Below are 25,759 nucleotides of genomic sequence, written 5' to 3'. Positions count from 1 at the left end.
CCCATGAGCAAGATCCTGATCCGTGGTGCGAAGGTGCTCGGCGGCGAGGCGCAGGACGTCCTGATCGACGGCGAGACCATCGCCGAGGTCGGCACCGGCCTGTCGGCCGAGGGCGCCCAGGTGATCGAGGCCGAGGGGCAGATCCTGCTGCCGGGCCTCGTCGACCTCCACACCCACCTGCGCGAGCCGGGCCGCGAGGACTCCGAGACCGTGCTCACCGGCACCCGCGCCGCCGCCTCCGGCGGCTACACGGCCGTCTTCGCCATGGCCAACACCCACCCGGTCGCCGACACCGCCGGTGTCGTCGAGCAGGTCTGGCGCCTCGGCAAGGAGTCCGGCTACTGCGACGTCCAGCCCATCGGCGCCGTCACCGTCGGCCTGGAGGGCAAGAAGCTGGCCGAGCTCGGCGCCATGCACGACTCCGCCGCCGGTGTCACCGTCTTCTCCGACGACGGCAAGTGCGTCGACGACGCCGTGATCATGCGCCGCGCCCTGGAGTACGTGAAGGCCTTCGGCGGCGTCGTCGCCCAGCACGCCCAGGAGCCCCGCCTCACCGAGGGCGCCCAGATGAACGAGGGCGTCGTCTCCGCCGAGCTCGGTCTGGGCGGCTGGCCGGCCGTCGCCGAGGAGTCGATCATCGCCCGGGACGTTCTGCTCGCCGAGCACGTCGGCTCCCGCGTGCACATCTGCCACCTCTCCACGGCAGGATCCGTCGAGATCGTCCGCTGGGCCAAGTCCCGCGGCATCGACGTCACCGCCGAGGTCACCCCGCACCACCTCCTCCTGACGGACGAGCTCGTACGGTCGTACAACCCGGTCTACAAGGTGAACCCGCCGCTGCGCACCGAGCGGGACGTCCTGGCCCTGCGCGAGGCCCTGGCAGACGGCACCATCGACATCGTCGCCACCGACCACGCCCCGCACCCGCACGAGGACAAGGACTGCGAGTGGGCCGCCGCCGCCATGGGCATGGTGGGCCTGGAGACCGCGCTGTCCGTCGTCCAGCAGACGATGGTGGAGACCGGGCTGCTCGACTGGGCCGGCGTCGCCGACCGGATGTCCGTCAAGCCCGCCGCCATCGGGCAGGCCAAGGAGCACGGCCGCCCCGTCTCGGCAGGTGAGCCCGCGAACCTGACGCTGGTCGATCCGGCTTACCGTGGTGTCGTGGACCCCGCCGCCTTCGCCTCCCGCAGCCGCAACACCCCGTACGAGGGCCGCGAGCTTCCGGGGCGCGTCACCCACACGTTCCTGCGGGGCCGCGCAACGCTCGTCGACGGGAAGCTGGCGTGACACCACTCATTCAACTGGCCGAGCAGAAGTCGGCCGAGGTCACCGACTGGGCCGGCCGCCTCGGCTGGGTCGCGGGACTGCTGGTCTTCGTCGTCTTCGTCTACTGGCTGATGCGCCAGGGATGGAAGTGGCGCGGCAGCCTCCAGTCCGGCCTCCCGGCCCTGCCCGAGCCGCCCGCCGAGCCCGGTGAGGCGAGGCTCACGCTGGCCGGCCGCTACCACGGCTCCACCACCGCGGGACAGTGGCTCGACCGGATCGTCGCCCACGGCCTGGGCGTCCGCAGCCGGGCCGAGCTCACCCTGACGGACCAGGGCATCGCGGTCGTACGCCCCGGGGCGAACGACTTCTTCATCCCGGCCGCCGCCCTGCGCGAGGCCCGCCTCGACAAGGGCATCGCCGGCAAGGTCCTCACCGAGGGCGGCCTGCTGGTCGTCACCTGGGAGCACGGCGACACGCCGCTCGACTCCGGCTTCCGCTCCGACCGCGCGGCCGACCACGCCGCCTGGGTCGAGGCCATCAACTCCATGAGCTCCACGAGCTCCTCGAACCACGCAAGCACGACGGAAGGCACCGCACGATGACGACCTCCACCAGGGGAGCTGCCAAGGTTCCCGCCGTACTCGTCCTGGAGGACGGCCGCATCTTCCGCGGCCGCGCCTACGGGGCCGTGGGGGAGACCTTCGGCGAGGCCGTGTTCTCCACCGGCATGACCGGCTACCAGGAGACCCTCACCGACCCGTCGTACCACCGCCAGGTCGTCGTGATGACCGCCCCGCACGTGGGCAACACCGGCGTCAACGACGAGGACCCCGAGTCGGCCCGCATCTGGGTCTCCGGCTATGTCGTCCGCGACCCCGCACGCGTCTCCTCCAACTGGCGCGCCCAGCGCTCGCTCGACGAGGAGCTGCGGCAGCAGGGCGTCGTCGGCATCCAGGGCATCGACACCCGCGCCCTCACCCGCCACCTGCGCGAGAGCGGCGCCATGCGCGTCGGCATCTTCTCCGGCAGCGCGCTCCCCGACGAGGGCACCATGCTCGCCGAGGTCCGCCAGGCGCCCGAGATGAAGGGCGCCGACCTCTCCGCCGAGGTCGCCACCAAGGAGACGTACGTCGTCCCCGCGATCGGCGAGAAGAAGTTCACCGTCGCCGCCGTCGACCTCGGCATCAAGGGCATGACCCCGCACCGGATGGCCGAGCGCGGCATCGAGGTGCACGTGCTGCCCGCCACCGCCACCGTCGAGGACGTCTACGCGGTCCGGCCCGACGGCGTGTTCTTCTCCAACGGCCCGGGCGACCCGGCCACCGCCGACCACGCGGTCTCCGTCATGCAGGGCGTCCTCGCCCGCAAGACCCCGCTCTTCGGCATCTGCTTCGGCAACCAGATCCTGGGCCGCGCGCTCGGCTTCGGCACGTACAAGCTGAAGTACGGCCACCGCGGCATCAACCAGCCGGTGCAGGACCGCACCACCGGCAAGGTCGAGATCACCGCGCACAACCACGGCTTCGCCGTCGACGCGCCGCTCGACAAGGTCTCCGAGACGCCCTACGGGCGCGCCGAGGTCTCCCACGTCTGCCTGAACGACGACGTCGTGGAAGGCCTCCAGCTGCTCGACCAGCCGGCCTTCTCCGTCCAGTACCACCCCGAGGCGGCCGCGGGCCCGCACGACGCCGCGTACCTCTTCGACCGCTTCGTATCCCTGATGGAGGCCGAGCGTGCCTAAGCGCACCGATATCCAGTCCGTCCTGGTCATCGGCTCCGGCCCGATCGTCATCGGCCAGGCCGCCGAGTTCGACTACTCCGGTACCCAGGCGTGCCGCATCCTCAAGGCCGAGGGCCTGCGGGTCATCCTGGTGAACTCCAACCCGGCCACGATCATGACCGACCCGGAGATCGCCGACGCCACGTACGTCGAGCCGATCACCCCCGAGTTCGTCGAGAAGATCATCGCCAAGGAGCGCCCCGACGCCCTCCTGCCCACCCTCGGCGGCCAGACCGCGCTCAACACCGCGATCTCCATGCACGAGCAGGGCGTCCTGGAGAAGTACGGCGTGGAGCTCATCGGCGCCAACGTCGAGGCCATCCACAAGGGCGAGGACCGCGACCTCTTCAAGGGCGTCGTCGAGGCCGTCAAGGCCAAGATCGGCTACGGCGAGTCCGCCCGCTCGGTCATCTGCCACTCCATGGACGACGTCCTCAAGGGCGTCGACACCCTCGGCGGCTACCCCGTCGTCGTGCGCCCCTCCTTCACCATGGGCGGCGCCGGCTCCGGCTTCGCCCACGACGAGGAGGAGCTGCGCCGCATCGCCGGCCAGGGCCTGACGCTCTCCCCGACCACCGAGGTGCTCCTGGAGGAGTCCATCCTCGGCTGGAAGGAGTACGAGCTGGAGCTGATGCGCGACAAGAACGACAACGTCGTGGTCGTCTGCTCCATCGAGAACTTCGACCCGATGGGCGTCCACACCGGCGACTCGATCACCGTCGCCCCGGCGATGACGCTGACCGACCGCGAGTACCAGCGGCTGCGCGACATCGGCATCGCGATCATCCGCGAGGTCGGCGTCGACACCGGCGGCTGCAACATCCAGTTCGCGATCGACCCGACCGACGGCCGGATCATCGTCATCGAGATGAACCCGCGCGTCTCCCGCTCCTCCGCGCTCGCCTCCAAGGCCACCGGCTTCCCGATCGCGAAGATCGCGGCCCGGCTCGCCGTCGGCTACACGCTGGACGAGATCCCCAACGACATCACCGAGAAGACGCCGGCCTCCTTCGAGCCGACCCTCGACTACGTCGTCGTCAAGGCCCCGCGCTTCGCCTTCGAGAAGTTCCCGGCCGCCGACTCCACGCTGACCACGACCATGAAGTCGGTCGGCGAGGCCATGGCGATCGGCCGCAACTTCACCGAGGCGCTCCAGAAGGCCCTGCGCTCGCTGGAGAAGAAGGGCTCGCAGTTCGCCTTCACCGGCGAGACCGGCGACAAGGCCGAGCTGCTCCGCGAGGCCGTCCGCCCCACCGACGGGCGCATCAACACCGTCATGCAGGCCATCCGCGCGGGCGCCACCCCCGAGGAGGTCTTCGAGGCCACCAAGATCGACCCCTGGTTCGTCGACCAGCTCTTCCTCATCAAGGAGATCGCCGACGACCTGGCCTCCGCCGAGAAGCTGGAGCCGGAGCTGCTCGCCGAGGCCAAGCGCCACGGCTTCTCCGACCAGCAGATCGCCGAGATCCGCGGCCTGCGCGAGGACGTCGTCCGCGAGGTCCGGCACGCCCTCGGTGTCCGCCCGGTCTACAAGACGGTCGACACCTGCGCCGCCGAGTTCGCCGCGAAGACGCCGTACTTCTACTCCTCGTACGACGAGGAGACCGAGGTCGCGCCGCGCGAGAAGCCCGCGGTGATCATCCTGGGCTCCGGCCCGAACCGCATCGGCCAGGGCATCGAGTTCGACTACTCCTGCGTCCACGCCTCCTTCGCGCTCAGCGACGCGGGCTACGAGACCGTGATGGTCAACTGCAACCCCGAGACCGTCTCGACGGACTACGACACCTCCGACCGCCTGTACTTCGAGCCGCTGACGCTTGAAGACGTCCTGGAGATCGTCCACGCCGAGTCCCTCGCGGGCCCGATCGCCGGTGTCGTCGTCCAGCTCGGCGGCCAGACCCCGCTGGGCCTCGCCCAGGCGCTCAAGGACAACGGCGTGCCGGTCGTCGGCACCTCCCCGGAGGCCATCCACGCCGCCGAGGACCGCGGCGCCTTCGGCCAGGTGCTCGCCGACGCCGGGCTGCCCGCGCCGAAGCACGGCACCGCCACCACCTTCGCCGGTGCCAAGGCCATCGCCGACGAGATCGGCTACCCCGTCCTCGTACGCCCCTCGTACGTGCTCGGCGGCCGCGGCATGGAGATCGTCTACGACGAGGCGCGCCTGGAGGCGTACATCGCCGAGTCCACCGAGATCTCCCCGACCCGCCCGGTCCTGGTCGACCGCTTCCTCGACGACGCCATCGAGATCGACGTCGACGCGCTCTACGACGGCGAGGAGCTCTACCTCGGCGGTGTCATGGAGCACATCGAGGAGGCCGGCATCCACTCCGGCGACTCGGCCTGCGCCCTGCCCCCGATCACCCTCGGCGGCTTCGACATCAAGCGCCTGCGCGCCTCCACCGAGGCCATCGCCAAGGGCGTCGGCGTGCGCGGTCTGATCAACATCCAGTTCGCGATGGCCGGCGACATCCTGTACGTCCTGGAGGCCAACCCGCGCGCCTCCCGCACGGTCCCCTTCACCTCGAAGGCGACCGCCGTGCCGCTCGCGAAGGCCGCCGCCCGCATCTCGCTGGGCGCCACCATCGCCGAGCTGCGCGCCGAGGGCCTGCTGCCGAAGACCGGCGACGGCGGCACCCTGCCGCTGGATGCGCCGATCTCCGTCAAGGAGGCCGTGATGCCGTGGTCGCGCTTCCGCGACATCCACGGCCGCGGCGTGGACACCGTCCTCGGCCCGGAGATGCGCTCCACCGGCGAGGTCATGGGCATCGACAAGGTCTTCGGCACGGCGTACGCCAAGTCGCAGGCCGGCGCCTACGGCCCGCTGCCCACCAAGGGCCGCGCCTTCATCTCCGTCGCCAACCGCGACAAGCGCTCGATGATCTTCCCGGCCCGTGAGCTCGTCGCCCACGGCTTCGAGCTGATGGCCACCTCCGGCACCGCCGAGGTCCTCAAGCGCAACGGCATCAACGCCACCGTCGTGCGCAAGCAGTCCGAGGGCGAGGGGCCGAACGGTGAGAAGACCATCGTCCAGCTCATCCACGACGGCCAGGTCGACCTGATCGTCAACACCCCGTACGGCACCGGCGGCCGCCTCGACGGCTACGAGATCCGTACGGCGGCGGTGGCCCGCTCCGTCCCCTGCCTGACCACGGTCCAGGCGCTGGCGGCGGCGGTCCAGGGCATCGACGCCCTCAACCACGGCGACGTGGGCGTCCGCTCGCTCCAGGAGCACGCGGAACACCTGACCGCGGCCCGCGACTAGCAGCCCGTACGAAGCAGGGGGACACCGGCAACACCCGCGGTGTCCCCCTCTTCATGAGCGCAGAAGGATATTTCGGACGAATGTACAAGCTGTTCTTCACCCTGTTCTTCAAGCGGATGGACCCCGAGAAGGCCCACTACCTGGCCTTCCGCTGGATCCGCCTGGCCGCTCGCACCCCGGTCCTGCGCACCCTCGTCGCGGCCGTCCTCGCCCCCCGCCGCAAGGAGCTGCGCACCGAGGCCCTGGGCCTGCGGATGCATGGCCCCTTCGGCCTCGCCGCGGGCTTCGACAAGAACGCCGTCGCCATCGACGGCATGGCCATGCTCGGCTTCGACCACGTCGAGATCGGCACCGTCACCGGCGAGGCCCAGCCCGGCAACCCCAAGAAGCGCCTCTTCCGGCTCGTCCCGGACCGCGCCCTGATCAACCGCATGGGCTTCAACAACGAGGGCTCCGCCGCCGTCGCCGACCGCCTCGCGGCCCGCAACCCGGTCTTCCGGACCGTCGTCGGCGTCAACATCGGCAAGACCAAGGTCGTCCCCGAGGCCGAGGCCGCCGCCGACTACGTGAAGTCCACCGAGCGGCTCGCCGGCCACGCCGACTACCTGGTCGTCAACGTCTCCTCGCCGAACACCCCGGGCCTGCGCAACCTCCAGGCCACCGAGTCGCTGCGCCCGCTCCTGACCGCCGTCCGCGAGGCCGCCGACCGCTCCGTCACCGGCCGCCGCGTCCCGCTCCTGGTCAAGATCGCCCCCGACCTCGCCGACGAGGACGTGGACGCCGTCGCCGACCTGGCCCTGGAGCTCGGTCTCGACGGCATCATCGCCACCAACACCACCATCGCGCGCGAGGGCCTGGGCCTGACCTCCGACCCCGCGCTGATCAAGGAGACCGGCGGCCTGTCCGGCGCCCCCGTCAAGCAGCGCTCCCTGGAGGTCCTGAGCCGCCTCTACGCGCGCGTGGGCGACCGGATCGTCCTGATCGGCGTCGGCGGCATCGAGAACGCCGAGGACGCCTGGCAGCGGATCCTCGCGGGCGCCACCCTGATCCAGGGCTACAGCGCCTTCATCTACGAGGGCCCGTTCTACGCCCGCGCCATCAACAAGGGCCTGGCCGCGCGGCTGGCCGCCTCCCCGTACGCCACCCTCGCCGAGGCCGTCGGCGCCGACCACCGGAAGGACGCGAAGTGACCGACGCGACCCTGGAGAACCTGGCGCCGTTCGGCGCCCGCCTGCGCGCCGCCATGGACGAGCGCGGCCCCCTGTGCGTCGGCATCGACCCGCACGCGGCCCTGCTGAGCTCCTGGGGCCTGGCCGACGACATCGCGGGCCTGGAGCGCTTCACGTACACCGTCGTGGAGGCCCTGGCCGGCACCGTGGCGGTCTTCAAGCCCCAGGCGGCCTTCTTCGAGCGCTTCGGCTCGCGCGGTGTCGCCGTCCTGGAGCGCGCCGTCGCCGATCTGCGGGCGGCCGGCGGCCTGGTGGTCATGGACGCCAAGCGCGGCGACATCGGCTCCACGATGGGCGCCTACGCGGAGGCCTTCCTGCGCAAGGACTCCCCGCTGTTCTCGGACGCGCTCACGGTCTCCCCGTACCTCGGCTACGGCTCCCTGAAGCCGGCCGTCGACCTGGCCCGCGAGTCGGGCGCGGGCCTCTTCGTGCTGGCCCTCACCTCGAACCCGGAGGGCGCGGAGGTCCAGCGGGCCGTCCGCGAGGACGGCCGGACGGTCGGCGCGACCATGCTGGCCCACCTGGCGGCCGAGAACGCGGGGGAGGCCCCCATGGGCTCCTTCGGCGCGGTCGTCGGCGCCACGCTCGGCGATCTGTCCGCCTTCGACCTGGACATCGCCGGGCCGCTGCTGGCCCCCGGCATCGGCGCCCAGGGCGCGACCCCGGCCGACCTTCCCCGGGTCTTCGGCGCGGCGGTCCGCAACGTGGTCCCGAACGTCAGCCGGGGCGTCCTGAAGGAGGGCCCGGACGCGGCCTCGCTGCGCGCCGCGGCGGAGCGTTACGCGACCGAGATCCGCGAGGCGGTCGAGGGCCGCTAGCCCCCGCGAGGTCGATTTCGGCCGGTTCTCGCCAACCCGCAGGTCGGGTGGCGTGTCCCGGCCGTCTCACTCCTTGACAAAAGTTGGCCCAAAACCGCGTCGTTATGCCGGAAATGTCCTGGTCGGTCGATGCTGACCAGGACTTTTCGTCTGTTCTCGCTGACTGGAGCGGCCATGGCCGCTAGTCTCCGGGGCAGAGGCGGCGTTCGGCGTACTCCACGTCGGTCGCTGCTCCACTGGTGTGGGGCGCACAGCTTCCCACCGGGTCCGTATCCGACAGTTCGACATCCGAGGTGACGTAGGCGTGGCTCTTCCGCCCCTTACCCCTGAACAGCGCGCAGCCGCGCTCGAGAAGGCCGCCGCGGCTCGCCGGGAGCGGGCCGAGGTCAAGAATCGACTCAAGCACTCCGGCGCTTCCCTCCACGAGGTCATCAAGACGGGCCAGGAGAACGACGTCATCGGCAAGATGAAGGTCTCCGCCCTGCTCGAGTCCCTCCCGGGCGTGGGCAAGGTCCGCGCCAAGCAGATCATGGAGCGCCTGGGCATCTCCGAGAGCCGCCGGGTCCGCGGCCTCGGCTCCAACCAGATCGCCTCCCTGGAGCGCGAGTTCGGCAGCACCGGCGCCTGACCCGGGGTCCCGCGTCCCGGTCCTCCCGGGGCGCGGGTCCCGGGCACTCCGGTAAAGCTGGAATAATCGCTGCATGGCAGCAGAGGTACGTCCGCGGCTGACCGTGCTCTCCGGCCCCTCCGGGGTGGGCAAGAGCACGGTCGTCGCTCATATGCGCAAGGTCCACCCCGAGGTCTGGCTCTCGGTGTCGGCGACGACACGGAAGCCCCGCCCCGGCGAGAAGCACGGCGTCCACTACTTCTTCGTGACGGACGACGAGTTCGACAAGCTGATCGCCAACGGTGAGCTCCTCGAATGGGCCGAGTTCGCGGGCAACCGCTACGGCACCCCGCGCGGCGCGGTCATCGAGCGCCTGGAGGCCGGCGAGCCGGTCCTCCTGGAGATCGACCTCCAGGGCGCCCGCCAGGTCAAGGAGTCCATGGACGACTCCCAGCTGGTCTTCCTGGCCCCGCCGAGCTGGGACGAGCTGGTCCGCCGGCTCACCGGCCGCGGGACCGAGTCGCCCGAGGTGATCGAGCGCCGGCTGACCGCCGCGAAGGTCGAACTGGCCGCCGAGTCGGAGTTCGACACCACGCTCGTCAACACCTCGGTCGAGGACGTCGCTCGCGAGCTGCTAACGTTGATGAACGTTGTCTGATCTTTTTTCCATCTTCGGAAGGTAGAGCGTGTCCTCTTCCATCACCGCGCCCGAGGGCATCATCAACCCGCCGATCGACGAGCTGCTCGAGGCGACGGACTCCAAGTACAGCCTCGTGATCTACGCGGCCAAGCGTGCGCGCCAGATCAACGCGTACTACTCGCAGCTGGGCGAGGGCCTGCTCGAGTACGTCGGTCCGCTCGTCGACACGCACGTCCACGAGAAGCCCCTCTCGATCGCGCTGCGCGAGATCAACGCGGGCCTGCTGACCTCCGAGGCCATCGCGGACCCGGCGCAGTAGAGCACCAGATCTTGTAACGGTTGTCACCACAGGCCCGGCGGAACATCCGCCGGGCCTGTGGTGTCTCATGGAGTCGTACGCATCCGAGTACGCAGCCGAGCACGCATCCGCATGCGGGGAGCAGGGGAAGTCGTGGCCAAGCCGAAGGTCGTCCTGGGAGTGAGCGGCGGCATCGCCGCGTACAAGGCGTGCGAGCTGCTGCGGCGGCTGACCGAGTCGGGCCACGACGTCCGGGTCGTGCCCACCGACGCCGCCCTGCACTTCGTCGGCGCGGCCACCTGGTCCGCGCTCTCCGGCAACCCCGTCTCCACCGAGGTGTGGGAGTCCGTCCACGAGGTCCCGCACGTCCGCATCGGGCAGGCCGCCGACCTGGTCGTGGTCGCCCCCGCCACCGCCGACATGCTGGCCAAGGCCGCCCACGGCCTCGCCGACGACCTGCTCACCAACACCCTGCTCACCGCGCGCTGCCCGGTCGTCTTCGCCCCGGCCATGCACACCGAGATGTGGGAGCACCCCGCCACCCAGGAGAACGTGGCGACGCTGCGCCGGCGCGGCGCCGTCGTCATCGAGCCCGCCGTCGGACGTCTGACCGGTGTCGACACCGGCAAGGGCCGGCTCCCCGACCCCGGCGAGATCTTCGAGGTCTGCCGCAACGTGCTGGCCCGCGGGGTCGCCGCCCCCGACCTGGCCGGCCGCCATGTCGTGGTCAGCGCGGGCGGCACCCGGGAGCCCCTGGACCCGGTCCGCTACCTGGGCAACCGCTCCTCCGGCAAGCAGGGCTACGCCCTCGCCAAGGCCGCCGCCGCCCGTGGCGCCCGGGTCACGCTGGTGGAGGCCAACACCGGCCTGCCCGACCCGGCGGGCGTCGACGTCGTGCACGTCGGCACCGCCGTCCAGCTGCGCGAGGCGGTCCTCAAGGCCGTCGCCGACGCCGACGCGGTCGTGATGGCGGCCGCGGTCGCCGACTTCCGGCCCGCCGCCTACGCCACCGGCAAGATCAAGAAGACGGACGACGGCGGCGCCCCGACCATCGAGCTGGTCCGCAACCCCGACATCCTCGCCGAGCTCTCCGCCGAGCGCGCCCTGCCCGGCCAGGTCGTGGCCGGCTTCGCCGCCGAGACCGACGACGTCCTCGCCAACGGGCGCGTGAAGCTGCGCCGCAAGGGCTGCGACCTGCTCGTCGTCAACGAGGTGGGGGAGCGCAAGACCTTCGGCTCCGAGGAGAACGAGGCCGTGGTCCTCGCCTCCGACGGCACCGAGACCCCCGTCCCGTACGGCCCGAAGGAGGCGCTCGCGGAGACGGTGTGGGACCTGGTGCTGCCGCGACTGCGCGTCCAGCCCTCCTGACAGAGTCGGGTGTGACGTGAGTGGCAGACGTGGCGTGGCGGAGGGGCCGTCAAGGGAACTGACCGTCCGGTTTTCGTCGCAACGGCGTACCCAAATCAACTGATACCGGACAATCCCCTGGTGGTGACGGGTGATTTCCCCCCTCCTCCGGGAATCACGTGCCAGGAGTCCTGGCCAGATACCCGATCGTGACCGATAGACTGTTCTCGGAACGTCGCGGGGCGCAGCCCCCTGCCGGTCCGCATACGAGTAGCCAGCAGCCGCTGCAACCCCAGGGAGCGTTGTGTCCCGTCGTCTGTTCACCTCGGAGTCCGTCACCGAGGGTCACCCCGACAAGATCGCTGACCAGATCAGTGACACCATCCTCGACGCGCTGCTCAAGGAGGACCCCACCTCCCGCGTCGCCGTCGAGACCCTGATCACCACCGGCCTCGTGCACGTGGCCGGCGAGGTCACCACGAAGGCCTGGGCGGACATCCCGACCCTCGTCCGCAACAAGATCCTCGACATCGGGTACGACTCCTCGAAGAAGGGCTTCGACGGCGCCTCCTGCGGCGTCTCGGTCTCCATCGGGTCGCAGTCCCCCGACATCGCGCAGGGCGTCGACACCGCCTACGAGTCGCGCGTCGAGGGCGACGAGGACGAGCTCGACAAGCAGGGCGCCGGCGACCAGGGCCTGATGTTCGGCTACGCGTCGGACGAGACCCCGGAGCTCATGCCGCTCCCGATCCACGTCGCGCACCGCCTCTCCCGCCGCCTGACCGAGGTCCGCAAGAACGGGACGATCCCGTACCTGCGCCCCGACGGCAAGACCCAGGTCACCATCGAGTACGACGGCGACAAGGCCGTCCGCCTCGACACGGTCGTCGTCTCCTCGCAGCACGCCTCCGACATCGACCTCGAGTCGCTGCTCGCGCCCGACATCCGCGAGTTCGTCGTCGAGTACGTGCTGAAGCAGCTCGTCGAGGACGGCATCAAGCTGGACACCGAGGGCTACCGCCTCCTGGTCAACCCGACCGGCCGCTTCGAGATCGGCGGCCCGATGGGCGACGCCGGCCTCACCGGTCGCAAGATCATCATCGACACCTACGGCGGCATGGCCCGCCACGGTGGCGGCGCCTTCTCCGGCAAGGACCCGTCGAAGGTCGACCGCTCGGCCGCCTACGCCATGCGCTGGGTCGCCAAGAACGTCGTCGCCGCGGGCCTCGCCTCCCGCTGCGAGGTCCAGGTCGCGTACGCGATCGGCAAGGCGGAGCCCGTCGGCCTCTTCGTCGAGACCTTCGGCACCAACACCATCGAGACCGAGAAGATCGAGCACGCCATCGCCGAGGTCTTCGACCTCCGCCCGGCCGCGATCATCCGCGACCTCGACCTGCTCCGCCCGATCTACTCCCAGACCGCCGCCTACGGCCACTTCGGCCGCGAGCTGCCGGACTTCACCTGGGAGCGCACCGACCGCGTGGACGCCCTGAAGAAGGCCGCGGGCGTCTGAGCCCCAGCCCCACGGCAGCCGTAGCAGGGCCCGGGACCCCTTGGGGGGTGCCGGGCCTTCGCCGTGCCCGGGGGAGGCGGACTACCAGCGCCCGTCGTCGTAGCCGCCGTCGTCGAACGGGCCGTCCGACGACGGGCCCGTCCCGGGATTCCCGTCGTCGCCCTCCTTGGGCGGGTCCTCGCCCGGCGTCCGCTCCTGGAAACCGCGCTCCAGGTCGTCGGCCAGGTCCGCCAGGGTCTGTGCTCCGGGCACACCGGTGGCCATCGCGTCGTCGGCGACCCTCCGGGCGAACAGGAGCCACCTCGGGTCGTCCTCGTCGAGACCGGCATCCTGCATCAGCCGGGTGAAGCGGTCGGCGAACGTCTCCTCCGCGTCCTCTCCGGCAGCTCCGGCGTCCACGAAGGCGCCCGCGTCCCCTTCCTTCTTCGGGGCGTCGGCAAGGAAACCGTGCAGCCGCTCGGGCACCGGCTCGTCGTTGGCGACCGCGGTGAGCTGGGCCAGCAGACCGATGTCCGCCACAGCCTTGTCGACCTTGTCGTCGTTCTTCGCGAGCCACCACACCACCGCGCTGCCCGTGGAGGTCAGCACGTCCTCACCGAGATACGCCCGCTTGCTCTGCTCCCATTTGCGCTCGTGCTCCCAGACCGCCTCGTCCTTCCGGACCGTGGCCAGCTTCTCCAGTCGCTCCCGGTCGGCGTCGGAGAGCGTCACCACCAGGTTCTCCGCCATCGCGAGGACCCGGCCGCTCGGATCGGGGAGCATCGTCGCCAGCTCGCCGCTGAGCTGGTGCTGCACCAGGCTGCTGCGCTCCGGCGGCTGCCCGGCCGTGACCGCCCGGGCCCGGGACAGCACGGCGTCCACCGCGAGCCCCGCGCTGCTCACCTCCGGCGCGCCGTGGGGCACGTCGACGGGGACCCAGCGGACGAGGGCGGTGACGAGGAAGTCGTAGTTGGGGGAGAGGCTCGGCAGAGCGACGTTGCGCACGACCTTCTCCCAGCGCTCGACCGGCGGGATGGGCAGGTCCGGTTCGAGGGCGAACTCGCGGGGGATCAGTGGTCGTCGTCTGCGTACGCCGACGAGCGCGGCGCCGGCCACGGCCAGGAGCGCGCCGAGGGCGGCGGGCCAGGCCCACCAGGGCCATCGGACGCAGAGCCCGGTGATCACGATCACCAGGGCGCCGATGAGCGTGAGGAAGGCCGTCATGGTCTTGTGTCCAGAACTCATGGGGTGTCTCCGATACGAGCGTCAGAAGCGGGGTCGGCCGGTCGGCCGGAGCCCTTGCACGGCGTCCAGCCGTCGGCGCAGGCGCAGGCTGCACGAGTGCCGCAGGGACAGGACGTAGAGCCGCGCCACCACGGACGGGCTGGGCCGGGCGGCCCGCGCGAGGACATCGAGCAGCACATCCGCGTACCGGCCGTCCGCGCCGGCGGCGCTCAGCCAGTCCTCCGCCTGGGGCGACCAGTCGGCCTCGGGGCGCCGGGTGAACAGCGAGCCCCAGGCCGAGACGAGGGTGTCGCGGACGTCGTCGCGGGCGAGGAGCGGCGGGCGGTCCTCGCGGGCTGTAGTGAGGAGTGGCGGTGCGGCGCAGGAGCGGAAGAGCGTGGCGTCGGCCTGCCAGGTGTGCTGGGACAGGCCGGCGTCCAGGCGGTGGAGCATCTTCCGGTGCAGGCGCTCCTCGGACAGAGCCAGCTCGTACAGGCGGGCGTCGGCCTGCTGCCGGGGTCCGGCGGCTTGCCGCGCCAGGTGGTGCAGGCGTACGAGTGCCTGGTCCGGAAAGCTCGGCGCGATGACCTCGGCCGAGACGGAGACGAGTGCGCTGAGGAGCCCGGAGGAGATCCGCTGCTCCAAGGACCAGCCGTACACCTGTACGCGGAAGTGGCGCCCGGCACGCGTATCGCTCAGCCCGTGGCCGAGGGCCTGGACGGCGGCCTGGATCAGCCGGGGGTCTTCCCGGTCGGCCCACCGCCGCGCCGCGGTCAGCAGACTCCGGTACTGGCCGGTCCGCAGGGATTGCTCGGCGAAGCCCGCGATCAGCACGTCACGGTCGCCGCTGGCCAGCGCGGGCAGGAGCACGGCTCGCTCCACCCACTTCCCGAACTGGGCCCACATCCCGGGCCGGTGCGCCCAGAAGTGCTGGCGGACGGCGGCGGCGTAGTCGGGACGGTCGAAGGCGACCGACCCGTCGGGGCGAAGCTCCGCCTCGATCTCCTTGAGCCGCCGCGACAGGTCCTCGCGCTCGAGGACGGGCCGCTCGTCCGCCGGATGCCCGACGATCCTCAGGAGTGCCTCGCTCGCGGCGTGCAGCGCGTTCGGGCTCGCACCGGGCAGCATCGCGGTGGTGAGCAGGAGGGCGCGCTGGCCGCCTTGAGTCAGTTTCTCCACGTGCTCGGCGACGTGGCCGCCCAGTTTGCGGAGGCTCGTGAGGGCGACGTCGCACCAGTGCTCCGGGGGCGTGTCCGGCCGGGCGCGGCGGGCTTCGGCGAGGAGCCGCGCGAGTGCCGCGATGTCCCGGACCGGAGGGTCGCCGGCGACGTACGCGTGGATCGGCTCCGCCAGCCCGTCGGGCCCGTCGGGGTCGTCGCCGAACGGGAAGCCTTCGCGACGGAGGTTCCGTCGCAGCACGGACATCCCGTCCGGTCGGACGATCGGGTGCCGGTGCGCCTCCAGTTCATTGCTCAGCCCCTGGGAGCCGTGCGGGACGATCACCACCAGGAGGGACCGGCGCTCCCTCACGACCTGGTGGAGGGCGGACAGCTTCGTGCGCACCTGGCTCCACGCCGGGCCGTCCGCGTCGGCGAGGTCGAGCAGCAGCCGGTCCCCCTCACCGAACTGATCGGGCCGCAGATCCAGGCCGCCCGCGTCGTTCTCCGCGAGGAGCTGACGCGGGGCGCGGGAACCCGGGGCCTTGTACAGCAGCATCCGGGCGGCGGCGTTGCGCCCGCTGCCCGGTGCGGCGTCCAGCAGCAGCGTGCCCATGTCCTTGAGGCGTTCGCGGGCGGTCGCCATGCCACCGGGTTCCACGAACCGGTGGTACAGCCACAGCAGGTGGTCCACCGCCAACGGCCGGATGGGAGGTGCACCCGGCGGGTGCTCGTAGTGGAAGTGGTAGTCGACGTACTGCGGACCCGGGCCGGTGTGCACCGGCCCGCCCTCGCTCCGCACCCCCGTGAAGAACGCACCGTTCATCGGCCGTCGGCCTCGTCCCTCTCCGCGCGGCCGAAGCGGTGCGAGATGCCTCCGTGGTTGTCACCCGCCACGTACGCGGCCCCGTCGCCGGACAAGTGCGGACGGTGAGTGTGGTTGTGCTGGGCGCCCGAGCCGGTGTGGACCGGGCCGGTCGGGCCGGTGATGACCGTGCCGGTCGTGCCCGTGACGTTCGTGCCCGTGACGTTCGTGCCGGTGCTGATCGTGCCGATCTCGCCGACGTTGCCCGCCTGCAGGCTGATGCCGCTGTTGTCGCCGGTGATCGAGTTGTGCGTCGTGTCCGGGGCTCCCGTGGCGGGGGCGGAGGGCCGGGTGTCGAGAGCGGCGAGCCGGGGCACCAGCTCGGCCACCGCGTCGCCGATGTCCCGCAGGTCCCGGTCGTGCGTGGGTGAGTCGATGCGCAGCGACTGCAGCTCCGCCAGGTGGGCCAGCTCCGGCGGCAGGTCCACGGCGCTCAGCCGGTCGGTGCGGCGGCCCCGGATGACCGGGATCACCGGGATGCCGCACTGCCAGGCCTCCAGGAGCTCCCTGCGGACCCAGTCGGTCTCCTTGTGGAGGTCCGGGTGGCTCGCCCAGTCCGGACCCATGACGGAGAGCACGACGCCGCTCCGCCGGACGTGCGTCAGTAGCTCACGCGAGAAGGTCTGGCTGGGGCGGATGGACAGCCCGGCGAAGAACACGGCGTCCTGCCCGAAACGGTGGGAAAGGCCCTGCTTGAGCAGCGCGGCGATCTCGTTTCCGTCACCGGTCCGGTAGTTGATGAAGATCTCAGACACGCGGTACTGCCTCTCGTACGACGACGGGGTGGACGGTGTCGTGCAGTGCGGCCGTGAGCTGCGGCGAGAGCGCGCGCACGGCGGCGTTCCTGTGGTGGCGGGCGAGGACGCGGGAGAGCCGGTGCAGATCGACGCGGATCGTCGCGAAGGCGAGCGCCTCGCCGCCGGCCAGCAGCGGCTGGGCGATCACGCACGCGTGGTCCACCTCGCCCGCCACGGCGTGGGCCAGCGCGCGGCGCGCCCCGTAGCGCACCCGGGTACGCAGGGCGTGCTCCGGGATCCTGGCGACCTCACGGTCGAGGGCCTCCGCCGCCTGCCTCGGCAGGCCGAGGTCGAGCAGGCACCAGCCCGTCGTCATCGCTGTGGGGTCGCCGAGGTGGGTGCTGCCGACCACTGGCAGGCCGTCGGAGCCGGCGGTCGCGGCGCGGTCGAGCAGGGTGCGGGCCCTGTCCAGGGCACGGAAGCAGGCGTCACGGTCGCCCGCGAGCGCATGGCCCTGGGCTTCGCGCTGCGCGGCCAGCCCCCGGATGCGCGCGGGTAACCGGCCTGCCTGCGCGCCCTGGACCAGCTCGATGGTGGCTTTGGCGTCGCCGCCGTAGAACGTGATCAGCCCCCGACGCACCAGGGCGTACGCCGCCAGGTCCCGGTCGCCCGCCGCCTCTGCGAGCCGCACCGCCGCGTCCGTCCATTCGAGGGCGGACCTGTCGTCGCCGCTCTCCTGCGCCATCCAGCCCGTGAACTCCGCGTACCGGGAGGCGAGGACGTACAGGCCGCGCGCGGTGCGCGCCCCGGAGGTGCGGGCGAGCGAGGGAAGCGCGCGGGCCTGGGCGGCGAGTCCGGGCAGGACGAGCGCCGCCGGGGCGCTCTGGCCGAGCCGGCGGAACTCCGCGAAGAGGGCCAGCACACCGTCGAGCAGCGGCCCGCCGACCGCGTCGGCCGTCCCTGCGGGGTCCGCAGCCCCGAACGCCGCCGGCTGCCCGGCGGTTCCCGCTCGTGAGGCGGGCTCCGTCGCGGCGGAGGGCGGCGCGCCGAGCGCGAGCGCGGACGCGGCGCCGGCCGCCATCACCAGGCGACGGCTCGGCCGGGGTACACCCGGCCCGTACGGCACCAGGGCGGCCAGCTCGCCGCCTGCTCCGACCGCGCCGTCGCACAGCCGGGCCAGCTCGGGGCTCGGCTGCTGCCGGCCCGTGTCCACCTTGCTCAACTGCCCTTTGCTGTAGTGCACGCGTGCCGCGAGACCGTCCAGCGTCATACCGGCCGCCAGCCGCCTGCGCCGCAGCTCGGGGCCGAACTTCGCCAAGCCGTCCACCTTCGCTCCCCTCCTCGTTCCGCGTGACAGCCTGGGTCCGGTGGCGAGGCGGCAACAAGGCGGTCGGAGCTGTTTCACGTTTCCATTCGCGTCGGCGTGGCGGACAGAGCGCCGATTCGGCCAGCGAGTGGCCGATCCCTTGCCGCCGGGACTTGTCGGTGCCGTCTGGTAGGTATGAGGCTGTGAGCAGCGAGAACGAGAAGGTCGGGGGCGGGGGCGGGCAGGGGGAGCCTGAGCAGCTCGCGTTCCTTCGGGAGACCGTGCGGAAGGCTAAGGCGCCGCGGGCCAAGCCGCGGACGTGGCGGGGGGCCGCGCTGGCCAAGGAGCTGCCGGTGGCGCGGGTGGTCGTGAACAAGGGGGTGCTCCACCTCGACCAGTTCTTCGACTACGCCGTGCCCGAGGAGCTCGACGAGGCCGCGCGGCCGGGGGTGCGGGTGCGGGTCCGGTTCGGGGCCGGGGCGCATCAGGTCAGGGGCGGGCGGCGGGAGGGCGGCAGGCTCATCGACGGGTTTCTCGTCGAGCGGCTCGCCCAGTCGGACTACAACGGGCCGCTCGCCGCGCTCGCCGACGTCGTCTCGCCCGAGCCCGTGCTCGGCGCCGAACAGCTCGGGCTCGCCCGCGCGGTGGCCGACCGCTACGCCGGAAGCCTCGCCGACGTGCTCCAGCTCGCCGTGCCGCCGCGCAGCGCCCGCGCCGAGAGCAGGCCCTCGCCCGCGCCGCTGTCGCCGCCCGCCGCGCCCGAGGCGGGCAGCTGGGGGCGGTACGAGCGGGGGGCGGCCTTCCTGGAGTCGCTGGCGCGCGGCGGGACGCCCCGGGCCGTCTGGAACGTGCTGCCGGGGCCGCACTGGGCCGAGGAGATCGCCCGTGCCGTCGGCGCCACCCTCGCCTCCGGGCGCGGCGCCCTCGTCGTCGTGCCCGACGGGCGCGCCGTCGACCGCGTGGACCAGGCGCTGACGGCGCTCCTCGGAGAGGGGCGGCACGCCGTCCTGACCGCCGAGGCCGGGCCCGAGAAGCGGTACGCCCAGTGGCTCGCCGTCCGGCGCGGCGCCGTCCGGGCCGTCGTCGGCACCCGGGCCGCCATGTTCGCGCCCGTCCACGACCTCGGGCTCGCCGTCATCTGGGACGACGGCGACACCAGCCACAGCGAACCGCACGCCCCCCAGCCGCACGCCCGCGACGTCCTGCTGCTGCGCGCCGCCCACGACCGCTGCGCCTTCCTGCTCGGCTCCACCAGCTGCACCGTCGAGGCCGCCCAGCTCGTCGAGTCCGGCTGGGCCCAGCCGCTCGCGGCCGGCCGCGAGCAGGTGCGGGCCGCCGCCCCCCTCGTACGGACCGTCGGCGACACCGACCTCGCCCGCGACGAGGCCGCCCGGGCCGCCCGGCTGCCCACCCTCGCCTGGCAGGTCGTGAGGGAGGGGCTCAAGACCGGCCCGGTGCTCGTGCAGGTGCCGCGCCGCGGATACGTGCCCCGCCTCGCCTGCGAGCGCTGCCGCACGCCCGCCCGCTGCCGGCACTGCTCCGGGCCCCTGGAGGCGCCCGAGCAGCAGGAGCTGCGCTGCGGCTGGTGCGGGCGGGGCGCGGACGACTGGCACTGCCTCGAGTGCGGCTCGAACCGGCTGCGGGCCCAGGTCGTCGGCGCCCGGCGCACCGCCGAGGAGCTCGGCCGGGCCTTCCCCGCCGTGCCCGTACGCACCTCAGGGCGCGACCACGTCCTCGACCGGGTGCCCGGACGCCCGGCCCTGGTCGTGTCCACCCCCGGCGCCGAGCCGGTCGCCGAGGGCGGCTACGCCGCCGCGCTGCTCCTCGACGGCTGGGCCATGCTCGGCCGCCCCGACCTGCGCGCGGGCGAGGAGGCGCTGCGCCGTTGGATCGACGCGGCCTCCCTCGTCCGGGGCCAGCCGGACGGCGGCACCGTCGTCGTGGTCGCCGAACCGACCCTCCGGCCGGTCCAGGCCCTGGTCCGCTGGGACCCCGTCGGCCACGCCCGGCGCGAGCTCGCCGAGCGGGCCGAGCTGGGCTTCCCGCCGGTCTCCCGGATGGCCGCCGTGGCCGGCCCGCCGGACGCCCTCGCGGCCTTCCTGTCCGGCGCGGGCCTGCCCCCCGACGCCGAGATCCTCGGACCTGTCCCGCTCCCCGTCACCCGCCCCGGCGGCCCCCGCCGCCCCGGCGACACCCCACCCGGCGAGCAGTGGGACCGCGCCCTGATCCGGGTCCCGCCGGGCAGCGGTGCGGTTCTCGCCCTCGCCCTCAAGCAGGCCCAGGCCTCCCGCCTCGCCCGGGGCGGCGGCGAGCCGGTGCGGGTGCGGGTGGATCCGCCCGACATCGGCTGAGAGGGGAGGGCAGCCCCCAGGCGCGCCGAAAGGCCGCCCGTCGCGTTCCGTACGCGACCGGCGGCCTTCCGTGGCCGACGGTGGAGGTCAGCCGTTGCGCGGGGCCGGGAAGGCCGGCGGGCGCTGCTCCTCGCGGAGGGTCTGGCTGCCCGAGGTGGGCTGCGGCGGCATGCTCCGGGCCGGGGGCACCACCGGCAGCGTGCGGGTCGTACCCGGCTCGGCCGGGCGCTCCGCCTCCAGGGCCGCGCCCGGCTGCGGGGCACGGCGGGAACCGTAACGGCGGTGCACCGCCTGCTTGGTGACTCCGAGCGCGGAGCCCACCGCGTCCCACGAGAACCCGAGCGAGCGGTCGAAGTCCACCGCCGCCGTCACCAGGGTCTCGACGCTGTCCCGCAGCTCCTGGGCGAGGCGGACGGTCGGGGCGGGGGCGCGTCCGTAGACGACGAAGCCCGTGGAAGGGGCGGAGCGGCGAGGGCGGTAGACATTGCCCAGCTGGGCCGTCAGCGTGCGCAGTGCGTCCACCTGCCGCCGGACCCGCTCGATGTCCCGCACCAGCAGGTGCAGACTCGCCCGGGCCTGGGCGTCGTGGGTTGCGTGGTCGGCCATGGATAAGCCTCTCGAACCGGCGTGAAAAGGGGCGGGCCGCTGGGGGAGGGGCGACCCGATTCGGTCAATCTCCTTTGACCAACGCGCCACCGGGGGTTGGGTCACGCTGCGGGGGCGTACACGCATATGCGCAGGGCGCTCGCCCACGCGTACGCCCCCCGCGAGCGGGCGCCGGACACCCCACGGGACACCGCCTAGACTGGTGCGCTGCCCTCCCGCGCGCTCTCGGCTCCCCGTGAGCGGGGAGGTACGCCCACCGCCCCGAGATGCGAGGTTTTCCCGCGTGAAGCTCGTCTTCGCTGGTACCCCCGAGGTCGCCGTACCCGCCCTGGACGCCCTGCTCGCCTCCGGGCGGCACGAGGTGGCCGCCGTCGTCACCCGCCCCGACGCGCCCGCGGGCCGAGGCCGGCGGCTCGTCGCCAGCCCCGTCGCCGAGCGCGCGGAGGAGGCCGGGATCGAGATCCTCAAGCCGGAGCGCCCGCGCGACGAGGCCTTCCTCGCCCGGCTGCGCGAGATCGCGCCCGACTGCTGCCCCGTCGTCGCGTACGGCGCGCTGCTGCCCCGCGTGGCCCTCGACATCCCCGCCCACGGCTGGGTCAACCTGCACTTCTCGCTGCTGCCCGCGTGGCGCGGCGCGGCGCCCGTGCAGCACGCGGTGATGTCCGGGGACCAGGTCACCGGCGCCTCCACCTTCCAGATCGAGGAGGGACTGGACTCCGGCCCCGTCTACGGCGTCGTCACCGAGGACGTCCGCCCCACCGACACCAGTGGCGACCTGCTCACCCGGCTCGCCTTCGCGGGCGCCGGGCTGCTCGCCGCCACCATGGACGGCATCGAGGACGGCACCCTCAAGGCCGTGCCGCAGCCCGCCGACGGCATCACGCTCGCCCCGAAGATCCAGGTCGAGGACGCGCACGTCGACTTCGCGGCCCCGGCGCTCCGGGTCGACCGCGTCGTCCGCGGCTGCACCCCGGCCCCCGGCGCCTGGACCCTCTTCCGCGGCGAGCGGCTCAAGCTGATCCAGGCCGCCCTCGTCCAGGACCGCACCGACCTCACCCCGGGCGAGCTCGCCGTCGGCAAGAACAACGTGTACGTCGGCACCGGCTCCCACGCGGTCGAGCTGCTGTGGGTCCAGCCCCAGGGCAAGAAGCCGATGAAGGCGGCGGACTGGGCGCGCGGCGTCCGCATCGCGCCCGGGGAGCGGGTGGGGGCGTAGCGCCTGCCCGGCGGACGTAGGCTGGGAGGGTTCGGCCGCGCGGGCCGGACCCCCACCCCTTCTTCACCCCCCTCACCCCTCACCCCTCTCCACCCGTTCACTTCTCACGCGGAGCACCTTTGAGCGAGCAGGCACGTCCCCGTACCCCCAAGCCCTACCGGCGCCCCAAGAAGGACCCGGTCCGGATGCTGGCCTTCGAGGCCCTGCGGGCGGTCGACGAGCGGGACGCTTACGCGAACCTCGTGCTGCCGCCGCTGCTGAAGAAGGCCCGCGAGAAGGAGGGGCCCGAGAAGTTCGACGGGCGGGACGCGGCCCTCGCGACCGAGCTCGTCTACGGGACGCTGCGCCGCCAGGGCACGTACGACGCGATCATCGCCGCCTGCATCGACCGGCCGCTGCGCGAGGTCGACCCGCCCGTGCTCGACGTGCTCGCGCTCGGCGCGCACCAGCTCCTGGGCACCCGTATCCCGAGCCACGCCGCCGTCTCCGCCAGCGTCGAGCTGGCCCGGGTGGTGCTGGGCGACGGACGGGCCAAGTTCGTCAACGCGGTGCTCCGCAAGATCGCGCAGGACGACTTCGACACCTGGGTGCAGCGGGTCGCGCCGCCGTACGACGCCGACGCCGAGGACCACCTCGCCGTCGTCCACTCGCACCCCCGCTGGGTCGTCTCGGCGCTGTGGGACTCCCTCGGCGGCGGGCGCGCCGGCATCGAGGCGCTCCTGGAGGCCGACAACGAGCGGCCCGCCGTGACCCTCGTGGCCCGGCCCGGCCGCTCCACCACCGAGGAGCTGGCGGCCGCCGCCGAGACCGAGCCCGGCCGCTGGTCGCCGTACGCCCTCACGCTGGCCGAGGGAGGCGAGCCCGGCGCCCTCCAGGCCGTCGCGGAGGGTCGCGCGGGCGTCCAGGACGAGGGCAGCCAGCTGGTCGCCATCGCCCTCGCCAACGCCCCCCTCGACGGCTCCGACGCCCGCTGGCTCGACGGCTGCGCGGGCCCCGGCGGAAAGGCGTCCCTGCTGGGCGCCCTGGCTGCCGAGCGCGGCGCCGCCCTGCTCGCCTCCGAGAAGCAGCCGCACCGCGCCCGGCTCGTCGAGCGCGCGCTGGCCGGCAACCCCGGCCCGTACCAGGTCATCGCCGCCGACGGCACCCGCCCGCCGTGGCGCGAGGGCGTCTTCGACCGGGTCCTGATGGACGTGCCCTGCTCCGGGCTCGGCGCGCTGCGCCGCCGCCCCGAGGCCCGCTGGCGCCGCCGCCCGTCCGACCTGGACGGCTTCGCCCCGCTCCAGCGCGGGCTGCTCACCGAGGCGCTGCGGGCCGTGCGCGTCGGCGGCGTCGTCGGATACGCGACCTGCTCCCCGCACCTGGCCGAGACCCGGGTGGTAGTCGACGACGTCCTGAAGAAGGTGGGCGGCGCCGAGCTGATCGACGCCCGGCCGCTGCTGCCCGGGGTCCCGGACCTCGGCGACGGGCCCGACGTACAGCTGTGGCCGCATCTGCACGGTACGGACGCCATGTACCTGGCGCTGATCCGCCGTACCGCCTGACACCCGGGCGGCGGAATCACCTGGTCTGTACCAGTACGGGACCCACTCCTCGGCACACGAACCGCTTCGCGGCAAAGAAGTGCCCAAGAACATGGCAGGCTTGGCACATGGCGCAGATCAATCCCAGCATCCTGTCCGCGGATTTCGCCCGGCTCGCCGAGGAGGCGAAGGCGGTCGACGGGGCCGACTGGCTGCACGTCGACGTGATGGACAACCACTTCGTGCCCAACCTGACGCTGGGCGTGCCGGTGGTCGAGTCGCTCAGCCGGGCGACGGACACCCCGCTCGACTGCCACCTCATGATCGAGGACCCGGACCGCTGGGCCCCGCAGTACGTGGAGGCCGGCGCCGGGTCGGTCACCTTCCACGTGGAGGCGGCCGCCGCGCCGGTGCGCCTGGCGCGGGAGATCCGGGCCAAGGGGGCCAGGGCGTCCATGGCGCTCAAGCCGGCCACGCCGATCGAGCCCTACGAGGACCTGCTGCCCGAGCTGGACATGCTCCTGATCATGACGGTCGAGCCCGGCTTCGGCGGACAGTCCTTCCTCGACATCATGCTGCCGAAGATCCGCCGCACCCGTGAGCTGATCTCCAAGCACGGTCTGGAGCTGTGGCTCCAGGTCGACGGCGGGGTCGCGGAGTCCACGATCGAGCGGTGCGCCGAGGCCGGCGCCGACGTCTTCGTGGCCGGTTCCGCCGTCTACGGCGCCGCCGACCCGGCCGCCGCCGTCCGCTCCCTGCGGGCCGCCGCGGAGACCGCGACCGCCTCGGCGGCCTGGGCGTGTGGCCACTGAGCCGCCATCGGGCCTCCGGTACATGAACGCGGCCCGTCGGGCCGCCGACAGAACCGAACAGGACCCACCGGATCTGACAGGATGAACGGTGAGTCCAGAGTGTGAACACCAGCAAGCGCGGTAGAGCAGCCGTACGTGAACAGCAGTGAGGAGATCGCGGTGGCGGGTATGTCGGCGGGACGGTCAGCCCTGCGGATGGGACCCGCGGAGCTCGTGCAGGCGGCGGCCATGGCCCGCCGCTTCTACCTCGAGGGCAAGTCCAAGATCCAGATCGCCGAGGAGTTCGGCGTGAGCCGCTTCAAGGTGGCCCGGGTCCTGGAGACCGCCCTGGAGCGCGACCTCGTGCGCATCGAGATCCGCGTACCGGCGGAGCTGGACGCCGAGCGCTCCGACGCGCTCCGCGCCCGCTACGGGCTCCGCCACGCCGTCGTCGTCGAGTCGCCGGCGGAGGGCGAGGACGAGTCGCCCGACCCGGAGAACCTCGGCGAGGTCGCGGCCGACCTGCTCGGCGAGCTGGTCACCGAGGGGGACGTCCTGGGCCTGGCCTGGGGCCGCTCCACCATCCACATGGCGGCCGCCCTCGACCGGCTGCCGCCCTGCACCGTCGTCCAGCTCACCGGCGTGTACGACGCGGGCACGGCCGAGCGTGGCTCGGTCGAGGCGGTACGGCGGGCCGCCCAGGTCTCCGGCGGCGAGGCGCACCCGATCTACGCGCCCATGCTGCTGCCGGACCCGGCCACCGCGGCCGCGCTGCGCAGCCAGACCGGCATCGCGCGGGCCTTCGAGTACTTCGACAAGGTCACGGTCGCCTGTGTCTCCATCGGCTCCTGGGAGCCGGGCATCTCGACCGTCCACGACATGCTCTCGGACGAGGAGCGCGCCCACTACGCGTCGCTGGGCGTCGCCGCCGAGATGTCCGCGCACCTCTTCGACACGGAGGGCCGCCGGGTCGGCCGCGACCTGGGCGAGCGGTGCATCACCGTCGAGGCGGACCGGCTGCGCCGGATCCCCGAGGTCGTCGCCATCGCGGGCGGTCAGCGCAAGGCGGCGGCGATCGGCGCGGTGCTCCGCTCGGGTCTGGTCACCAGCCTCGTGACGGACCGCTCGGCGGCCGACTACCTGCTCAGCGAGTCCAGCCCCGGCCCACGCCCGGCCCTGGAGCGCGCGGACCCGGACGGCATCTGATCCGGATCCCCGCCCCGACAGGCCCGACACGCCCCGCC

Annotated in this window: 21 protein-coding genes; 16 read left to right on the top strand and 5 right to left on the bottom strand. The window is 72.9% G+C overall.

Annotated elements, in window-relative coordinates; all coding sequences use genetic code 11:
• The first annotated feature begins 3 nt into the window (after positions 1–3).
• The 11 genes from ABTZ54_RS25730 to metK all read left to right on the top strand — a co-directional run bounded on the left by ABTZ54_RS25730 (position 4) and on the right by metK (position 12,763).
• Positions 4–1,290: a dihydroorotase gene (locus tag ABTZ54_RS25730; protein ID WP_351667358.1), complete on the top strand. Its 1,287-nt coding sequence runs from the start codon at positions 4–6 to the stop codon at positions 1,288–1,290.
• Positions 1,287–1,871 carry a PH-like domain-containing protein gene (locus ABTZ54_RS25725; protein WP_351667356.1) on the top strand — a complete coding sequence of 195 codons (585 nt, stop codon included), beginning with the start codon at positions 1,287–1,289 and terminating at the stop codon, positions 1,869–1,871. The genes ABTZ54_RS25730 and ABTZ54_RS25725 overlap by 4 nt, the downstream gene beginning before the upstream one ends.
• Positions 1,868–3,010, top strand: coding sequence for a glutamine-hydrolyzing carbamoyl-phosphate synthase small subunit (gene carA, locus ABTZ54_RS25720; protein WP_351667354.1), 1,143 nt, complete (start codon positions 1,868–1,870; stop codon positions 3,008–3,010). The genes ABTZ54_RS25725 and carA overlap by 4 nt, the downstream gene beginning before the upstream one ends.
• The gene (gene carB, locus ABTZ54_RS25715; protein ID WP_351667352.1) at positions 3,003–6,311 is read left to right on the top strand and encodes a carbamoyl-phosphate synthase large subunit; all 3,309 of its coding nucleotides are present in this window, start codon (positions 3,003–3,005) and stop codon (positions 6,309–6,311) included. The genes carA and carB overlap by 8 nt, the downstream gene beginning before the upstream one ends.
• An 80-nt stretch (positions 6,312–6,391) precedes the next feature.
• Positions 6,392–7,501: a quinone-dependent dihydroorotate dehydrogenase gene (locus tag ABTZ54_RS25710; RefSeq protein WP_351667350.1), complete on the top strand. Its 1,110-nt coding sequence runs from the start codon at positions 6,392–6,394 to the stop codon at positions 7,499–7,501.
• 20 nt (positions 7,502–7,521) lie between these two features.
• Positions 7,522–8,358: an orotidine-5'-phosphate decarboxylase gene (pyrF, locus tag ABTZ54_RS25705; protein WP_502997313.1), complete on the top strand. Its 837-nt coding sequence runs from the start codon at positions 7,522–7,524 to the stop codon at positions 8,356–8,358.
• A 304-nt stretch (positions 8,359–8,662) separates the two neighbouring features.
• On the top strand, positions 8,663–8,986 hold the full coding sequence (locus ABTZ54_RS25700) for an integration host factor (protein WP_030204477.1): 324 nt from the start codon (positions 8,663–8,665) through the stop codon (positions 8,984–8,986).
• Between the two features lie 73 nt (positions 8,987–9,059).
• Positions 9,060–9,623 carry a guanylate kinase gene (gmk, locus tag ABTZ54_RS25695; protein ID WP_351667348.1) on the top strand — a complete coding sequence of 188 codons (564 nt, stop codon included), beginning with the start codon at positions 9,060–9,062 and terminating at the stop codon, positions 9,621–9,623.
• 28 nt (positions 9,624–9,651) lie between these two features.
• Positions 9,652–9,924: a DNA-directed RNA polymerase subunit omega gene (rpoZ, locus tag ABTZ54_RS25690; RefSeq protein ID WP_132914500.1), complete on the top strand. Its 273-nt coding sequence runs from the start codon at positions 9,652–9,654 to the stop codon at positions 9,922–9,924.
• A gap of 111 nt (positions 9,925–10,035) precedes the next feature.
• Positions 10,036–11,271 carry a bifunctional phosphopantothenoylcysteine decarboxylase/phosphopantothenate--cysteine ligase CoaBC gene (coaBC, locus tag ABTZ54_RS25685; RefSeq protein ID WP_351667345.1) on the top strand — a complete coding sequence of 412 codons (1,236 nt, stop codon included), beginning with the start codon at positions 10,036–10,038 and terminating at the stop codon, positions 11,269–11,271.
• 283 nt (positions 11,272–11,554) lie between these two features.
• Complete coding sequence (gene metK, locus ABTZ54_RS25680; RefSeq protein WP_351667343.1) at positions 11,555–12,763, top strand: methionine adenosyltransferase; 1,209 nt, start codon at positions 11,555–11,557, stop codon at positions 12,761–12,763.
• 81 nt (positions 12,764–12,844) lie between these two features.
• On the opposite strand, the gene ABTZ54_RS25675 is transcribed toward metK, so the two are convergent.
• Genes ABTZ54_RS25675 through ABTZ54_RS25660 form a run of 4 tightly spaced genes read right to left on the bottom strand, consistent with a single transcriptional unit; the run spans position 12,845 to position 18,043 of the window.
• Positions 12,845–13,987 (bottom strand): hypothetical protein, encoded by a 1,143-nt coding sequence (locus tag ABTZ54_RS25675; RefSeq protein WP_351667341.1) that lies wholly within the window; start codon positions 13,985–13,987, stop codon positions 12,845–12,847.
• A 21-nt stretch (positions 13,988–14,008) separates the two neighbouring features.
• The gene (locus ABTZ54_RS25670) at positions 14,009–15,949 is read right to left on the bottom strand and encodes a hypothetical protein (protein ID WP_351667321.1); all 1,941 of its coding nucleotides are present in this window, start codon (positions 15,947–15,949) and stop codon (positions 14,009–14,011) included.
• A complete protein-coding gene (locus ABTZ54_RS25665; protein ID WP_351667320.1) occupies positions 15,946–16,743 on the bottom strand; it encodes a toll/interleukin-1 receptor domain-containing protein in 798 nt (265 codons plus the stop codon). Before ABTZ54_RS25665 ends, ABTZ54_RS25670 begins: the two co-directional genes overlap by 4 nt.
• A complete protein-coding gene (locus ABTZ54_RS25660; protein ID WP_351667318.1) occupies positions 16,736–18,043 on the bottom strand; it encodes an NsdA family TPR-like regulatory protein in 1,308 nt (435 codons plus the stop codon). Before ABTZ54_RS25660 ends, ABTZ54_RS25665 begins: the two co-directional genes overlap by 8 nt.
• Positions 18,044–18,234: 191 nt before the next feature.
• On the opposite strand from ABTZ54_RS25660, the gene ABTZ54_RS25655 reads away from it, so the two are divergent.
• Positions 18,235–20,382 carry a primosomal protein N' gene (locus tag ABTZ54_RS25655; RefSeq protein ID WP_351667316.1) on the top strand — a complete coding sequence of 716 codons (2,148 nt, stop codon included), beginning with the start codon at positions 18,235–18,237 and terminating at the stop codon, positions 20,380–20,382.
• An 87-nt stretch (positions 20,383–20,469) separates the two neighbouring features.
• Here the strand turns inward: ABTZ54_RS25655 and ABTZ54_RS25650 are convergent, their stop codons facing one another.
• Positions 20,470–20,988, bottom strand: a complete 519-nt coding sequence (locus ABTZ54_RS25650; RefSeq protein ID WP_351667314.1) for a hypothetical protein — start codon at positions 20,986–20,988, stop codon at positions 20,470–20,472.
• Between the two features lie 283 nt (positions 20,989–21,271).
• Between ABTZ54_RS25650 and fmt the strand changes: the two genes are divergently transcribed.
• The 4 genes from fmt (at position 21,272) to ABTZ54_RS25630 (ending at position 25,721) form a co-directional block, all read left to right on the top strand.
• Positions 21,272–22,204 (top strand): methionyl-tRNA formyltransferase, encoded by a 933-nt coding sequence (gene fmt / locus ABTZ54_RS25645; RefSeq protein ID WP_351667312.1) that lies wholly within the window; start codon positions 21,272–21,274, stop codon positions 22,202–22,204.
• Between the two features lie 119 nt (positions 22,205–22,323).
• On the top strand, positions 22,324–23,745 hold the full coding sequence (locus ABTZ54_RS25640; protein ID WP_351667310.1) for an RsmB/NOP family class I SAM-dependent RNA methyltransferase: 1,422 nt from the start codon (positions 22,324–22,326) through the stop codon (positions 23,743–23,745).
• A gap of 107 nt (positions 23,746–23,852) precedes the next feature.
• Positions 23,853–24,536, top strand: a complete 684-nt coding sequence (rpe, locus tag ABTZ54_RS25635; protein ID WP_351667308.1) for a ribulose-phosphate 3-epimerase — start codon at positions 23,853–23,855, stop codon at positions 24,534–24,536.
• A 135-nt stretch (positions 24,537–24,671) separates the two neighbouring features.
• Positions 24,672–25,721 carry a sugar-binding transcriptional regulator gene (locus tag ABTZ54_RS25630; RefSeq protein WP_351667306.1) on the top strand — a complete coding sequence of 350 codons (1,050 nt, stop codon included), beginning with the start codon at positions 24,672–24,674 and terminating at the stop codon, positions 25,719–25,721.
• Positions 25,722–25,759 lie beyond the last annotated feature (38 nt).

Source organism: Streptomyces sp. NPDC094032 (assembly GCF_040303965.1).
Classification (GTDB): Bacteria; Actinomycetota; Actinomycetes; order Streptomycetales; family Streptomycetaceae; genus Streptomyces.
Note: the sequence above shows the minus strand (reverse complement) of the source record. Positions and strands in the feature narration are given on the sequence as shown.